This is a genomic window from Klebsiella quasipneumoniae subsp. quasipneumoniae, assembly GCF_020525925.1.
GTDB classification, from domain to species: Bacteria; Pseudomonadota; Gammaproteobacteria; order Enterobacterales; family Enterobacteriaceae; genus Klebsiella; species Klebsiella quasipneumoniae.
This window is the reverse complement of sequence record NZ_CP084876.1, coordinates 4,580,835-4,594,141: the sequence shown is the minus strand read 5'-3', so window position 1 is coordinate 4,594,141 and position 13,307 is coordinate 4,580,835. Positions and strand designations below refer to the sequence as shown.

Below are 13,307 nucleotides of genomic sequence, written 5' to 3'. Positions count from 1 at the left end.
AAGTGAGACAATCCTATGAAAACACAGGTCGCGATTATTGGCGCTGGCCCTTCCGGGCTGCTGCTGGGGCAGCTACTGCACAACGCCGGGATCCACACGGTCATTCTTGAGCGTCAAACGCCGCAGTATGTGCTGGGGCGCATCCGTGCGGGAATTCTGGAAAGCGGTACCGTCGATCTGCTCCGTGAAGCGGGCGTGGCGCAGCGGATGGATGTCGAAGGCCTGGTGCATCATGGGGTGGAGTTTCTCTTTGACGGCCAGCGGGTGCCCGTCTCACTGAGCGAGCTGACCGACGGCAAGAGCGTGATGGTTTACGGCCAGACTGAAGTGACCCGCGATCTGATGGCTGCCCGGGCCGCCAGCGACGCGCCGATCGTGTACGGCGTCAGCGAAGTGACTATCCATGACGCAAAAAGTGACCGGCCGACGATCACCTATCTTAGCGAAGGTGAATTCTGCCGCCTGGAGTGTGACTTTATCGCCGGTTGCGACGGGTTCCATGGCGTGTCGCGGCAAAGTATTCCCGCTGACATCCTCAAGACTTACGAGAGCGTCTGGCCGTTCGGCTGGTTAGGCCTGCTGGCGGATACGCCGCCGGTCAATCCGGAGCTGATCTATGCGCATCATCAGCGGGGATTTGTTTTATGTAGTCAGCGCTCACTTACTCGCAGCCGCTACTATCTGCAGGTTCCGCTGAGCGATAAGGTGGAGGACTGGTCGGACGAACGCTTCTGGCAGGAGTTGAAATGCCGATTGCCGGAGGATCTGTCATCAAAGTTAGTGACTGGTCACTCACTTGAGAAAAGCATCGCTCCCTTGCGCAGCTTCGTCGTGGAGCCAATGCAATATGGGCGATTGTTCCTGGTGGGGGATGCCGCGCATATCGTACCGCCGACCGGCGCTAAAGGGTTGAACCTGGCGGCATCGGACGTGAACTATCTGTGGCGGATCCTGCGTGAATACTACCATCACGGCCGGAGCGATCTGCTGGCGACCTATTCGCGACTGGCGCTGGATCGGGTCTGGAAAGGGGAACGCTTTAGCTGGTTCATGACCCGCCTGCTGCACGATTTTCCGCAGCAGAGCGAGTTCGACGCCAAAATGCAGGCGGCCGATCGCCGCTACTATCTGGGCTCGCGCGCCGGGCTGACCACTATCGCGGAAAACTACGTGGGCCTGCCCATGGAGCGTGTCGTCTGACTGAACAGGAGTTACTATGCCGCCCGTCCAAACTGTTCCGGTATTTAAGCTGTATGGCGAGGAGCGCGGCTGGCCGACGCCGGATCTGCTGCACTGCGAGTCGATTTTGCAGCGCAGCAGCCTGTATCAGTGGCATATTCGCGTCCACCAGCACGCCGAAATGGTCCAGCTCCTCTATTTGCATAAAGGTCGGGCGGAGATCGAAATTGAAGGCACCACCTCGGTGATGACGGAGTCCTGCATCCAGGTGGTGCCCGCCCTCTGCATTCATGGCTTTCATTTCTCACCCGGAACGCACGGATTTGTGCTCTCCCTGGCGCTACCGCTGCTGAGCCGCTTTGAAAATCAGTTCGGCCGACCGCTGGATGTGCTTAGCGTTGCGCAGTGTCTGCCGGTGGGGCGTTCCCGGGGGCGTATGCATACGCTGTTTTCAGCGCTTCGCGAGGAGTACTGTGCCGATCATGATGCCCGGGAAATGATGCTTTATTCGCTGCTGGGGACGCTGCTGGCCTGGTTGAACCGGCAGTGCCGCCCCGCACCGCCCGCGGAAGATAAAGCGGAGCGAAAGCGCAGTATGATGCGTCATTTTTCCCGGCTTATTGAGAGCCACTACCGACAGCACCTCCCGCTGGCGGAGTATGCGAAGTTGATTGGGCTGTCGGTCACGCATTTAAACTATTTATGTCGCGAGTTCTATGGCTGTAGCGCCCTTGGGGTATTGCATCAGCGACTGATGCTTGAGGCGCGGCGTAATCTGCAATACACCCGCATGACGATAACGCAACTCTCTGATTATTTGGGATTTAGCGACGCCGCCTATTTTTCTCGCTTTTTCCGCCGCTATAGCGGTATGTCGCCTAAAGCATTTAGAGAAACAATTAAAGAGAATGCTTCATAATGTTCATGCCTGAAATTATTTTTGCTAAATAATGGTTTTATCTTTTCTAATTTATTAGCGCAGGGCGTCTGTGCTAATATTCATCGCAAGTATACACAGGAATAATATTTACTTGATATGACCACGGTTCGGTCATGCAGTATATCGTGTACGCGGGCCATGAATATGCTTTTAATATTCATCCAGTAAATGGTATGGCGATCGAGTCACTCGCCGATCGTTTGCGGGCAAGCGAAGAAACTTCGACAGGAAGCGGAGGTGTTATGTTACCAGGACAAGGTAAGTTTGGCGTCGTTATTAGTAAAATCCCCGTCATGCAGTCAGGGTTAAAGGTGATCTTCAATGAGAACCTCCCGGATTACGAACTCAGTTTTTGTCGCACTCATGATGAGCTCACCCTTTTACAACTGCGGCGAGCGGTGCTGGTCGTTGCGGATATCTCCGGCGAGATTGCGCAGCCCCGGGCCGTCTGCGAGCGTTATTACTCCCTCATGACCCAGTATCGAGATATTCACTGGGTTTTTATGGTCAGCGACAGCCTCTATCCATTAGCCGTTGAGCTTTTAATTCGTCCCGAAAGCTCGCTGATCTCCGAGAACGAGCCGGTTGACCGGCTGATTGAGGTGATTTGCGCCGGTAGCCGTGCGGCTGAGCAGATTAGCCGTACGTTGTTTACTGGGGATGTGGACAGCGATTTCGCTAGCTACCACTCAGCGGCGATGCTGACCCTGTCAGAGCGGAAAGTTCTGCGCCTTCTGGCGAAGGGATGGGGAATTAACCAGATCGCCGCGCTGTTGAAAAAGAGTAATAAGACGATTAGCGCGCAGAAAAATAGCGCAATGCGTCGTTTATCGCTACGCAGCAACGCTGAAATGTATGCCTGGATCAACAGTGCGCAGGGAATGCAAGAGCTGAATATCAATTCAGCTTACGGGGAACAAATGGAATGGAAAAAAATAGCACAACCCGTCATGTCGCCATCGTAGAAAAATGTGTGATGACGGAAATGGCCTGGCGCTATACCTTTAGCCGTGAAGAGAGCAGCCAATACCGCATTCATTTTTTTAAAAATATCAATTCGCTCAGGGCGGTGGAAACGTCGTTCCCATGGTCAGCAATCATCTTTTCACTTTCGGGGAGTCGTTCGTCCAGAGCCGAGAGCCTGCTTTTTCTTCACGAAATGGCGAGGATCCGACCGGAAGTACAAACGATTATTCTGGCTAATAATGAAAGCGAAATGCGTCTGATCGGCCATTTAATGCCGGCCTGCCTGCAGGGTATATTAAATAAATCCGCGCCGCGACGCGGATTGCAGGAGCATTTGTTACAGCTGCTGGATAATCATTCCCTCGCCGGCAAAGAGCACTTTTGCGGCAGAGAGGCATGCAACGATCCGCTAAGCCCGACGGAGCACGCCATTCTTCGGTATATGTCGTGGGGATATTCGCTTGCGGAAATTGCGGTGCAGCTGAACCGGAACATTAAAACCATCCGCGCGCATAAATTCAACGCCATGACCAAGCTCGGGGTTCGCTCTGACATTGGTTTATTAAACGCGGCGGATATTTTGCTGCATTTACCGATAAGCGGCCCGACCAGCGCCGTTAAACAGGTGGCATAACGCGGCTATATGCATACGTCTACCCATGTTGCATCGGTGAGCTGCGCCATTCGTTCTGGTTCAATGCGAACGGCGCTGTGAATAGCTCCCGCTGCGGGTAGCACTTCCTGATAGTGCCTGAGCGAGACGTCACAGAAGACGGCCAGCGGATTTTCCAGACCAAACGGGCACACGCCGCCAACCGGATGGCCGGTCCAGGTTACCACCTCGTCGCTGCTCAACATACGCGCTTTTGCGCCAAAGGTCTCTTTCAGCTTTTTATTATCCAGCCGCGCATCGCCCCTGGCGACGATCAGTACAATCTTATCTTTGATCTTGAGCGACAGCGTTTTGGCTATTTGTCCCGGCTCAACGTTGTGCGCGGCAGCGGCAAGCGCCACAGTGGCGGTACTCTGGTTTAACTCAATAATTTCGATATCGGGGGCGTGTTCGGCAAAAAACTGCCGTACAGACTGCAGACTCATTGGATTCTCCTGATTTAAGGCTGGTTAAATCTGTCACAAGCCTGGCGGAGTGTAAATATCAGCGCGGACAATCCAGATTCTTTCTATTTTGTCGATCTCCTTCACATTCACCGTAACCGGTTACAGTAACCGGTTGCGGTTATCTGCATTGAGATGAATACTGGAACAGTCACTTCTCCTTTTATTTATAACAAAAGAGCCGTGTATGAATCGTTGTGTTATGGGCAGTATAGCCGGTAATCCACCCGCGGCCTGCTGCATCAATAAGCGGTCATCGTAACGGCAGGGTAATCGTTGTTGGGCCAGTATCAATAGCCTGTCAGGAGGGCTACTATGTCTGCTAACCATGCTGCGTTTAATTTGATATTTCGCTTTGTAGAAAATTACATAAGCCCCATAGCAGGGCGGATCTCATCGCAGCGTCACGTCATGGCTATCCGTGACGGTTTTATCTCCGCGATGCCGTTTATGATCGTCGGATCGTTCCTGCTGGTGTTTGCTTATCCTCCTTTCTCCCCGGACACCACCTGGGGTTTTGCCCGCGCCTGGCTGGATCTGGCAAAAGAGTTTGAGGGGCGCATTCTGACCCCCTTTGATATGACGATGGGGATCATGTCGATCTACATCTGCGCGGCAATCTCTTACAACCTCGGTAAGCACTACGAGAAATCCAATCAGCTCGATCCCTTTATGTGCGCGATGCTGTCGATCATGGCCTTTTTACTGATTGCCGCGCCGAAGACGAATGGCACGCTGCCGGTGGACAGCCTTGGCGGAACAGGGATCTTTACCGCCATTCTGGTGGCGATCTACTGTGTGGAGATGATGCGTTTTCTCAAGGCGCATAATATCGGTATCCGTCTACCGGATCAGGTCCCACCGATGATCAAAAATTCCTTTGATCTGTTGATCCCGGTGCTGGTGGTTGTGCTGACGCTCTATCCGCTGAGCCTGTTTATTCAGCACCATTTTGACATGCTGATCCCGCAGGCCATTATGGCAATTTTCAAACCGCTGGTTTCGGCAGCCGATTCCCTGCCGGCGATCCTGCTGGCGGTCCTCATCGGCCACCTGCTGTGGTTTGCCGGGATCCACGGTGCGGCGATTGTTTCCGGGATGCTGCAGATGTTCTGGCTGACCAACCTCGGTATGAACCAGCAGGCGCTGGCCCAGGGCGCGCCTCTGCCGCATATTTTTATGGAGGCGTTCTGGACCTTTTTTATCGTGGTCGGAGGTTCCGGTGCCACCATGGGGCTGGTGTTCTGCTATCTGCGCAGCCGCTCAGCGCATTTGCGCTCCATTGGGCGTTTAAGCGTGGTGCCAAGCCTGTTTAACATTAACGAGCCGGTCATCTTTGGGACGCCTATCGTCATGAACCCGGTGTTCTTTATTCCGTTCCTGCTGGCGCCGATGGTGAATGCGGTGTTGGCCTGGGCGGCAATGAAGCTGGATCTGATTGGCCGCGTCATCTCCGTGGTACCGTGGACGGCGCCGGCGCCGATTGGCGGTGCCTGGGCGCTGGGCTGGGATTTCCGGGCGGCGATTCTGGTCATCGTTCTGGCCTGCGTGTCGGCGATTATCTACTTCCCGTTCTTTAAGGTGTATGAGAAGCAGCTGCTTGCTCAGGAAGCGGAAGAGGCTGAACGGGCGGAGCAGGAGAGTCAGCAGACCGCATAAATAGTGACCGGGCGGCCACAGGCCGCCCGTTGCTTATTGTAGACAGGGCGTTATTTTAACGTGCAGTCGCCGCACTGTTGGACGTCCGGCAGGCGATAGCGCTGGCAGCAGGTGCGTCGGACTAACTGTCCTTCACGCAGCACAACCGTTCGCCATAGTGGGTTATCCTGACCATCGGCGAGTTGTTTTTCGAAGAAACAGTGCTGGCGCAGGGCGGCAAGCTGCTCATCCCCCAACAGCGCGCGCATTTCCCCAAGATACCAGTTAATCAGATAGCCAGTATTGCTCCAGATAAGTTTGCCATTGATCTCGCCCGTGGCTTCCAGCGCCTCAATAACCGGCTGCAGGGTGCGCGTCACCAGGGCATCCATTCGCGACAGCGGTGACAGTCTCTCAATACCGGCATCGCTATGGACATCAATCCAGAAACAGGCCGCCCTGCCGCTTTCGTGAAATTCGACGTGGAAATGTTCCGGCGCCAGGCTGAGACCCTGTGGTTCATTGAGCAATGCCAGCATCAGCGGCGGCACCAGCAGACCGATGTACCATTGCGCCCAGAGCGAGAGCAGAGGTTTCGCTTCCCGTGTCAGCGTTGGCTGATGACGATAGATATGATCGGAATAAGTGGCCAGCAGAGAGCGTAAGGCGGTGGGTCGCGACCACTCGGCAAGCGTCAAAGCGTGCCCTGGAGCGGATTCATCCAGGCGCAGGAAATCGAGCAGATGGGGGCGAAGGGTGGCGATTTTTTCCCGAATACTCTCCGCCAGGGCGCGCTCAGCCGTCGGCAAAGGGGCCCGCCAGATAAGTTCATCGCTGAGAGGAAGGGAACGCCAGGCCATTCGATTTCCAGATACAAATCTAAATGATAATGATTCCTGATATTAGTTGTTTGCAGGCGGCATGGCAAGAATTTTGTCGGCGCCACGATGCCGCGGCGCGCGCAGGTTAACTGGCCAGAATAATGTTGCGGCCTTTATTCTTAGCGTCATAGAGTGCGCCGTCGGCGCGCGCCAGCGCTTGCTCAATATTGTCATCAATGAGCGGCGTCAGGCCAATACTGATGGTCACGTTGGTGGCGACGCTTTCATTAAACATATGCGGGATTTTCAGGTCATAGACCCGCTGCCGAATACGTTCGGCAGCCTGCCATGCCGTTTCTTCGCTGCTGTTGGTCAGCAGCACCATAAACTCCTCTCCGCCAAAGCGGGCGACAATATCGCGCGAGCGTACGGCGTTGCGAATGGCAGCAGAGACGCGAATGAGCGCCTGGTCGCCCATCATATGACCATAGTGATCGTTATAGGCTTTGAAATGATCGATATCGAGGAGCAGCACGAAGTGGTTGTCGCCGTCCAGCGCCAGCAGGGTATCGAGGCGATTCTGCAGTCCGCGGCGGTTATACAAACCGGTCAGAGGATCCAGCATACTGAGATCGTTGAGGGTGTTGCGTTCCTGCATGAGTTTATCCATTAATCCTTGTGTGAAGGCATCGCTGCGCTTCTGGATAATATTTTGCAGGGTAATACCGGCAATAGGCAGCATAAAACAGTAAGTCATGCGCAACCATTGTTCCCCCTCCGCCATTATCAGGCAGGCAAGGAAAGTCGGTAAAGAGTGGAGGGTAAAGGCAGTGATATTATTGGAAAAAGCGATGGTGCCGATAAACAGAATGCTTAATAGGGCGATCACCAGATAGTTAAAATGCGGCGGTGTCAATAGCATCGCCTTTGTCACTACGTGCCATGCCCATAGCATGCCAAATAACAACGAGATAGCGGGAATATTTATTTTCGATTGCGGCCATTTCCAGTGCCAGAGCAGCAGCAACCCGCTGCAGGCCACGATCAGGGCGCAAGGCAGCGTAAAACGAACTACCGTAAATAGGGGGGTGACCAGCGACAGAGAGGATGAAATGAAATTAAGCAGTAAAAAAAGCCGTAAGGAATATTGATATTTTTGTGCGTAGTGTGCTCGCCAGGTTTGTGCAGTCATATCGGAAGAATCATTATTAGTCGTTAAATTTCAAAATGATGAAAGCCAAAAATGAAGAGTCTGATAACAATGTGCAAAAAAAGGTTATTTGCAAAATAAGAAAAATATTTAATATATATCGATAATCCGCTTAATTTATCACCTTCATGAATGTATGTCATTACCGCGAACGTAAAGAATAAGGCGCAGAGCACATCGCAAATGACAAATGATAAAAGTTATCATATGATATTGGTTATCATTATCGTTGTGAGAGGTGAAACCATGCTGCAGCGAGCATTAGGAAGCGGTTGGGGAGTCATCGTTCCCGGCGCGCTGATTGTCGCTCTCGGGTATGCCGGGGTGTCGGCTGACGTATGGCGGACGCTGGTCGCGGTGGGCATGCTGATGTCCGCGGCGATGATATGGCATCGTCAACTGCGCCATTTTATTCTGCTGCCATCGTGCGTTGCACTGGTTGGTGGAATAATGCTGATGCTTGTGGATATCAAACTGAGGGGATAATGCCGGGAGAGGGAAGAATATTGGTGCGAGGGGGGGGACTTGAACCCCCACGTCCGTAAGGACACTAACACCTGAAGCTAGCGCGTCTACCAATTCCGCCACCTTCGCACAGTATTCTTTCTTTAGATATTGCCTCGTTGGTGCGAGGGGGGGGACTTGAACCCCCACGTCCGTAAGGACACTAACACCTGAAGCTAGCGCGTCTACCAATTCCGCCACCTTCGCCCAGTGCGAGCAATATCTTCGTGGATTATGGTGCGAGGGGGGGGACTTGAACCCCCACGTCCGTAAGGACACTAACACCTGAAGCTAGCGCGTCTACCAATTCCGCCACCTTCGCATACCATCGACACTATGAAAGTATCGTTACCACGGAGGCGCATTCTAGTGGTTTTCGGCGACACGTCAATAGTTAATTATGCAGGTTGTATCGATTGCTGCAAAAATGGGCGGATTTGCCCGCAGGAAGCGCCAGCGGTACCAGAAACGGGCCGCCGGCGTGAGAAGGCGACTATTTTTTCGCCTGACGGGTCATGATGGTGCGATAGACCTTAAAACGTCCGGTCTGGGCGATCACCTCATGGAAGCCGAACGTCTCATCCAGCACCTGCGGATACGGCAGGAAGGCGTTGGCGACAATGCGCAGCTCGCCGCCGCTGTTCAGATGGCGAACCGCGCCGCGGATCAGCGCCTGGGCGGCTTCGAGGCTGGTCTGCAGCCCGTCATGGAATGGCGGGTTGGAGATGATCATGTCGAAGCGACCATTGACCTCGGAGAAGACGTTGCTGGCAAACACATCGCCAGCCAGGCCGTTGGCGGCAAGCGTCGCGCGGCTGGCTTCGACCGCAGGGGCGCTGACGTCGCACAGGGTCAGGCGCACTTTCGGCGAATGGCTGGCCAGCGCGGCGGCCAGCACGCCTGCGCCGCAGCCGACGTCCAGCACTTTCCCTTTGGTATGCGGCTCGAGGGTGGAGAGCAGCAGCTGGCTGCCGACGTCCAGCCCGTCGCGGCTAAAGACGCCTGGCAGGGTTTTAATCGTCAGATTATCCAGTGTGTATTCGCCCCAGAAGGCATCGGCGTCGAAGGCGGGCTGCTTTTCCAGTCGGCCATGATAGAGGCCACAGCGGCGGGCGCTATCCACTTTGTTTAATGGCGCGTATTCAGCCAGCATCTGCTCCGCGCTGCGGACGCCGCTGCGGTTTTCACCGACGACGAAAATGTCGCTTCCCACCGGCAGCAGAGAGAGCAGGTTCATCAGCTGGAACTGTGCCTCTGGTTTATTCTTTGGCCAGTAGTAGATCAGGGTGTCGCATTCGGCGACGTCAGCGGCCTCAGCCACTAAGCTAAAACGGACGGTGTCTCCCATCTGGCGGTTGAGGACCTGCCAGTGGTGGAACTGTTGGGTGTGGGCGCGGCTGGCCGCGGTATCCAGACGCGCAGGCAGGTCATCCTGCAGGTCACCGGCAAACAGAACGCGGGCGGACTCGAAATCATCACTGTGGCGCAGCAAGACTTCACTTGCCGGGGTAAAAGCGGACATGAAACACTCCTTCATTAAGACTGGCGCCGATTATAGTAGTTTGTTGGCGCAGATACGACGGATTTGCTATATTGCGCGCTTGTTTAACAGGAGTGTTTCGCTATGACATCCCGACGAGACTGGCAACTACAGCAGCTGGGCATTACCCAGTGGTCGCTGCGCCGACCGGGGGCGTTGCAGGGCGAAATCGCTATCTCGCTTCCTGAACATATTCGTCTGGTGATGGTGGCGGAAACCCCGCCGTCGCTGACAGAGCCGCTGATTGGCGACGTATTGCGCGCGCTGGCCGTGACGCCAGATCAGGTCCTGCAGCTGACCCCGGAGCGGGTGGCGATGCTGCCGCAGGACAGCCGCTGCAACAGCTGGCGGTTGGGCACAGAGGCGTCGCTGCCGCTGGCGGGCGCCCAGGTGTCCACCCCCGCTTTTGATGAACTCCAGACCAGCGCGCCGGCTCGCAGGGCGCTCTGGCAACAAATCTGCGCACATGAACACGATTTCTATCCTCAGCACAGCTGATTTAACCCGAGCCTGGCAAATCGAAACCCGCGCCCACGCTTTCCCGTGGAGCGAACAGACCCTGGCCAGTAACCAGGGGGAACGCTATCGCAACTATCAGCTGTCGGTGGATGGCGAAATGGCGGCGTTCGCCATTACGCAAGTGGTGCTGGATGAGGCGACGTTGTTCAATATCGCGGTCGATCCCGCTTACCAGCGCCGTGGCCTGGGGCGAGCGCTGCTGGAACACGTCATTGATGAAGTCGAAAGGCTCGGCGTCGTCACGCTATGGCTGGAGGTGCGCGCCTCCAACGTTGCCGCTATCGCGCTGTATGAAAGCTTAGGCTTCAATGAGGCGACGATTCGCCGCAACTACTACCCGACGGCCGACGGGCGCGAAGACGCCATTATTATGGCTCTGCCAATCAGTATGTAAGACAAGGTGATACGATGAAATGGGACTGGATTTTCTTTGATGCCGATGAAACGCTGTTTACGTTTGATTCTTTCAGCGGCTTGCAGCGGATGTTTCTCGACTACAGCGTGACCTTTACCGCCGAAGATTTTCAGGACTATCAGGCCGTGAATAAGCCGCTATGGGTGGATTACCAGAACGGCGCCATCACCTCGCTGCAGCTGCAGCACCAGCGCTTTGACAGCTGGGCGGAACGTTTGAATGTGCCGCCGGGGGAGCTCAACGACGCGTTTATGAATGCGATGGCGGAAATCTGTGCGCCGCTGCCGGGCGCGGTCTCTCTGCTCAACGCGCTGCAGGGCAAGGTCAAGATGGGCATCATCACCAACGGCTTTACCTCGCTGCAGCAGACTCGTCTTGAGCGGACCGGTTTACGCGATCACTTTGATTTGCTGATTATTTCTGAAGAAGTGGGCGTCGCCAAACCGGACGTGCGCATTTTCGATTACGCGCTGGCGCAGGCGGGTAACCCACCGCGCTCGCGGGTGCTAATGGTCGGCGATACCGCCGAGTCGGATATTCGTGGCGGCGTGAATGCCGGACTGGCGACCTGCTGGCTCAATGCGCATCAGCGCGAGCTGCCGGCGGACCTCGAGCCGGACTGGACGGTGACCTCGTTAAGCGAACTGGAGCAGCTCCTGTGTAAACACTGATTGCCTCCCCCCCGTTGATGGGTAAAATAGCCGCAATTTTTCGTATTCCACATGCGTGGCTCATGGCCGCGTTTACTTAGAAGATTAATTATGACGTTGTCTCCTTATCTGCAAGAGGTGGCCAAACGCCGCACTTTTGCCATTATTTCTCACCCGGATGCCGGTAAGACCACCATCACCGAAAAGGTGCTGCTGTTCGGACAGGCGATTCAGACCGCCGGTACCGTAAAAGGTCGTGGCTCCAGCCAGCACGCGAAATCCGACTGGATGGAAATGGAAAAGCAGCGTGGTATCTCGATCACCACCTCGGTGATGCAGTTCCCCTATCATGACTGTCTGGTGAACCTGCTGGATACCCCGGGGCACGAAGACTTCTCGGAAGATACCTACCGTACCCTGACGGCGGTGGACTGCTGCCTGATGGTGATTGACGCGGCAAAAGGCGTCGAAGATCGGACCCGTAAGCTGATGGAAGTCACCCGTCTGCGCGATACGCCGATCCTCACCTTTATGAACAAACTCGACCGTGATATCCGCGATCCGATGGAGCTGCTGGATGAAGTGGAGAACGAGCTGAAAATCGGCTGCGCGCCGATTACCTGGCCTATCGGCTGCGGTAAGCTGTTCAAGGGCGTCTATCATCTCTACAAAGATGAAACCTACCTGTATCAGACCGGTAAAGGCCATACCATCCAGGAAGTGCGCATCGTGAAGGGGCTCAACAACCCGGATCTCGACGCGGCGGTGGGGGAAGATCTGGCGCAGCAGCTGCGCGACGAGCTGGAGCTGGTGCAGGGCGCGTCGAACGAGTTCGATAAAGATCTGTTCCTGGCCGGGGAAATCACCCCGGTGTTCTTCGGGACCGCGTTAGGTAACTTCGGCGTTGACCATATGCTGGATGGCCTGGTGGAGTGGGCGCCGGCGCCGATGCCGCGTAACACCGACACCCGTGAAGTCACCGCGACGGAAGAGAAGTTCACCGGCTTCGTGTTTAAAATTCAGGCCAATATGGACCCGAAACACCGCGACCGCGTGGCTTTCATGCGCGTGGTGTCAGGTAAATATGAGAAAGGCATGAAGCTGCGTCAGGTGCGCATCGGTAAAGACGTGGTGATCTCCGACGCGCTGACCTTTATGGCCGGCGACCGTTCGCACGTTGAAGAAGCCTATCCTGGGGATATCATCGGCCTGCATAACCACGGCACCATTCAGATTGGCGATACCTTCACCCAGGGCGAGATGATGAAGTTCACCGGTATTCCGAACTTCGCACCGGAACTGTTCCGTCGTATTCGCCTGAAGGATCCGCTGAAGCAGAAACAGCTGCTGAAAGGGCTGGTTCAGCTCTCTGAAGAGGGCGCGGTGCAGGTCTTCCGTCCGATCGCCAATAACGATCTGATCGTCGGCGCCGTGGGTGTGCTGCAGTTTGACGTCGTCGTGGCGCGCCTGAAAAGCGAATACAACGTGGAAGCGATTTACGAATCGGTCAACGTGGCCACCGCGCGCTGGGTTGAATCCACTGACGTGAAGAAATTCGAAGAGTTCAAACGTAAAAACGAAGTTCAGCTGGCGCTGGATGGCGGCGATAACCTGACCTACATCGCCCCGACGATGGTCAACCTGAACCTGACGCAGGAGCGTTATCCTGACGTGGTGTTCCGCAAAACGCGCGAGCACTAATCCCTGACGAAGCGCGGCGCAGGCCGCGCTTTTTTCTTCTTCCGCCCGCGCTTCCCTCCTTCTGGAAAGTTCTTAAAACGCCGCTAATTCGTCTGTTTTTTATCCATA

Annotated in this window: 15 protein-coding genes and 3 tRNA genes; 10 read left to right on the top strand and 8 right to left on the bottom strand. The window is 55.2% G+C overall.

The features are described from left to right. The first annotated feature begins 15 nt into the window (after positions 1 to 15). The 4 genes from pobA to bglJ all read left to right on the top strand — a co-directional run bounded on the left by pobA (position 16) and on the right by bglJ (position 3,719). On the top strand, positions 16 to 1,200 hold the full coding sequence (gene pobA, locus LGM20_RS22090) for a 4-hydroxybenzoate 3-monooxygenase (protein WP_023291877.1): 1,185 nt from the start codon (positions 16 to 18) through the stop codon (positions 1,198 to 1,200). A 16-nt stretch (positions 1,201 to 1,216) separates the two neighbouring features. Continuing rightward, a complete protein-coding gene (locus LGM20_RS22085) occupies positions 1,217 to 2,098 on the top strand; it encodes a helix-turn-helix domain-containing protein (protein WP_044525298.1) in 882 nt (293 codons plus the stop codon). 263 nt (positions 2,099 to 2,361) lie between these two features. Next, positions 2,362 to 3,084, top strand: coding sequence for a helix-turn-helix transcriptional regulator (locus tag LGM20_RS22080; RefSeq protein WP_044525327.1), 723 nt, complete (start codon positions 2,362 to 2,364; stop codon positions 3,082 to 3,084). Further along, positions 3,045 to 3,719, top strand: coding sequence for a DNA-binding transcriptional activator BglJ (bglJ, locus tag LGM20_RS22075; RefSeq protein WP_044525299.1), 675 nt, complete (start codon positions 3,045 to 3,047; stop codon positions 3,717 to 3,719). Before LGM20_RS22080 ends, bglJ begins: the two co-directional genes overlap by 40 nt. Before the next feature lie 5 nt (positions 3,720 to 3,724). Here bglJ and LGM20_RS22070 read toward each other — a convergent pair whose 3' ends face one another. Next, positions 3,725 to 4,183, bottom strand: coding sequence for a YbaK/EbsC family protein (locus tag LGM20_RS22070; protein ID WP_023291881.1), 459 nt, complete (start codon positions 4,181 to 4,183; stop codon positions 3,725 to 3,727). Between the two features lie 333 nt (positions 4,184 to 4,516). On the opposite strand from LGM20_RS22070, the gene LGM20_RS22065 reads away from it, so the two are divergent. Then, the gene (locus tag LGM20_RS22065) at positions 4,517 to 5,860 is read left to right on the top strand and encodes a PTS cellobiose transporter subunit IIC (protein ID WP_002887650.1); all 1,344 of its coding nucleotides are present in this window, start codon (positions 4,517 to 4,519) and stop codon (positions 5,858 to 5,860) included. Between the two features lie 50 nt (positions 5,861 to 5,910). On the opposite strand, the gene fhuF is transcribed toward LGM20_RS22065, so the two are convergent. From fhuF to LGM20_RS22050, 3 genes are all read right to left on the bottom strand, one after another. Beyond that, complete coding sequence (fhuF, locus tag LGM20_RS22060) at positions 5,911 to 6,699, bottom strand: siderophore-iron reductase FhuF (protein ID WP_023291882.1); 789 nt, start codon at positions 6,697 to 6,699, stop codon at positions 5,911 to 5,913. Between the two features lie 106 nt (positions 6,700 to 6,805). Beyond that, a complete protein-coding gene (locus LGM20_RS22055; RefSeq protein WP_044525300.1) occupies positions 6,806 to 7,852 on the bottom strand; it encodes a GGDEF domain-containing protein in 1,047 nt (348 codons plus the stop codon). A 23-nt stretch (positions 7,853 to 7,875) separates the two neighbouring features. Further along, the gene (locus tag LGM20_RS22050; protein ID WP_072096669.1) at positions 7,876 to 8,046 is read right to left on the bottom strand and encodes a hypothetical protein; all 171 of its coding nucleotides are present in this window, start codon (positions 8,044 to 8,046) and stop codon (positions 7,876 to 7,878) included. A 70-nt stretch (positions 8,047 to 8,116) separates the two neighbouring features. On the opposite strand from LGM20_RS22050, the gene LGM20_RS22045 reads away from it, so the two are divergent. Further along, a complete protein-coding gene (locus LGM20_RS22045) occupies positions 8,117 to 8,356 on the top strand; it encodes a DUF1435 domain-containing protein (protein ID WP_023291884.1) in 240 nt (79 codons plus the stop codon). Between the two features lie 21 nt (positions 8,357 to 8,377). On the opposite strand, the gene LGM20_RS22040 is transcribed toward LGM20_RS22045, so the two are convergent. The 4 genes from LGM20_RS22040 to rsmC form a co-directional block, all read right to left on the bottom strand. Continuing rightward, a tRNA-Leu gene (locus tag LGM20_RS22040) sits at positions 8,378 to 8,464 on the bottom strand. A gap of 30 nt (positions 8,465 to 8,494) precedes the next feature. Continuing rightward, a tRNA-Leu gene (locus tag LGM20_RS22035) sits at positions 8,495 to 8,581 on the bottom strand. A gap of 28 nt (positions 8,582 to 8,609) precedes the next feature. Continuing rightward, positions 8,610 to 8,696 (bottom strand) — tRNA-Leu (locus LGM20_RS22030). Positions 8,697 to 8,867: 171 nt separating this feature from the next. Next, positions 8,868 to 9,896, bottom strand: a complete 1,029-nt coding sequence (gene rsmC / locus LGM20_RS22025; protein WP_023291885.1) for a 16S rRNA (guanine(1207)-N(2))-methyltransferase RsmC — start codon at positions 9,894 to 9,896, stop codon at positions 8,868 to 8,870. A gap of 102 nt (positions 9,897 to 9,998) precedes the next feature. On the opposite strand from rsmC, the gene LGM20_RS22020 reads away from it, so the two are divergent. The 4 genes from LGM20_RS22020 (at position 9,999) to prfC (ending at position 13,199) form a co-directional block, all read left to right on the top strand. Next, positions 9,999 to 10,412 (top strand): DNA polymerase III subunit psi, encoded by a 414-nt coding sequence (locus LGM20_RS22020; protein ID WP_044525301.1) that lies wholly within the window; start codon positions 9,999 to 10,001, stop codon positions 10,410 to 10,412. Next, positions 10,381 to 10,827, top strand: coding sequence for a ribosomal protein S18-alanine N-acetyltransferase (gene rimI, locus LGM20_RS22015; protein WP_044525302.1), 447 nt, complete (start codon positions 10,381 to 10,383; stop codon positions 10,825 to 10,827). The genes LGM20_RS22020 and rimI overlap by 32 nt, the downstream gene beginning before the upstream one ends. A gap of 14 nt (positions 10,828 to 10,841) precedes the next feature. Beyond that, on the top strand, positions 10,842 to 11,519 hold the full coding sequence (yjjG, locus tag LGM20_RS22010) for a pyrimidine 5'-nucleotidase (RefSeq protein WP_044525303.1): 678 nt from the start codon (positions 10,842 to 10,844) through the stop codon (positions 11,517 to 11,519). Positions 11,520 to 11,609: 90 nt separating this feature from the next. Then, entirely contained in the window at positions 11,610 to 13,199 is a 1,590-nt protein-coding gene (gene prfC / locus LGM20_RS22005; protein ID WP_002887711.1) for a peptide chain release factor 3, read from the top strand. Positions 13,200 to 13,307 lie beyond the last annotated feature (108 nt).

Bases quoted from the DNA above. Each gene is read 5' to 3' on its own strand.
- yjjG (WP_044525303.1), top strand. From the start codon at position 10,842: ATGAAATGGGACTGGATTTTCTTTGATGCCGATGAAACGCTGTTTACG.
- LGM20_RS22045 (WP_023291884.1), top strand. From the start codon at position 8,117: ATGCTGCAGCGAGCATTAGGAAGCGGTTGGGGAGTCATCGTTCCCGGC.
- pobA (WP_023291877.1), top strand. From the start codon at position 16: ATGAAAACACAGGTCGCGATTATTGGCGCTGGCCCTTCCGGGCTGCTG.
- LGM20_RS22055 (WP_044525300.1), bottom strand. From the start codon at position 7,852: ATGACTGCACAAACCTGGCGAGCACACTACGCACAAAAATATCAATAT.
- LGM20_RS22020 (WP_044525301.1), top strand. From the start codon at position 9,999: ATGACATCCCGACGAGACTGGCAACTACAGCAGCTGGGCATTACCCAG.
- rimI (WP_044525302.1), top strand. From the start codon at position 10,381: ATGAACACGATTTCTATCCTCAGCACAGCTGATTTAACCCGAGCCTGG.
- fhuF (WP_023291882.1), bottom strand. From the start codon at position 6,699: ATGGCCTGGCGTTCCCTTCCTCTCAGCGATGAACTTATCTGGCGGGCC.
- LGM20_RS22065 (WP_002887650.1), top strand. From the start codon at position 4,517: ATGTCTGCTAACCATGCTGCGTTTAATTTGATATTTCGCTTTGTAGAA.
- LGM20_RS22070 (WP_023291881.1), bottom strand. From the start codon at position 4,183: ATGAGTCTGCAGTCTGTACGGCAGTTTTTTGCCGAACACGCCCCCGAT.
- LGM20_RS22085 (WP_044525298.1), top strand. From the start codon at position 1,217: ATGCCGCCCGTCCAAACTGTTCCGGTATTTAAGCTGTATGGCGAGGAG.
- bglJ (WP_044525299.1), top strand. From the start codon at position 3,045: ATGGAAAAAAATAGCACAACCCGTCATGTCGCCATCGTAGAAAAATGT.
- prfC (WP_002887711.1), top strand. From the start codon at position 11,610: ATGACGTTGTCTCCTTATCTGCAAGAGGTGGCCAAACGCCGCACTTTT.
- LGM20_RS22080 (WP_044525327.1), top strand. From the start codon at position 2,362: ATGTTACCAGGACAAGGTAAGTTTGGCGTCGTTATTAGTAAAATCCCC.
- rsmC (WP_023291885.1), bottom strand. From the start codon at position 9,896: ATGTCCGCTTTTACCCCGGCAAGTGAAGTCTTGCTGCGCCACAGTGAT.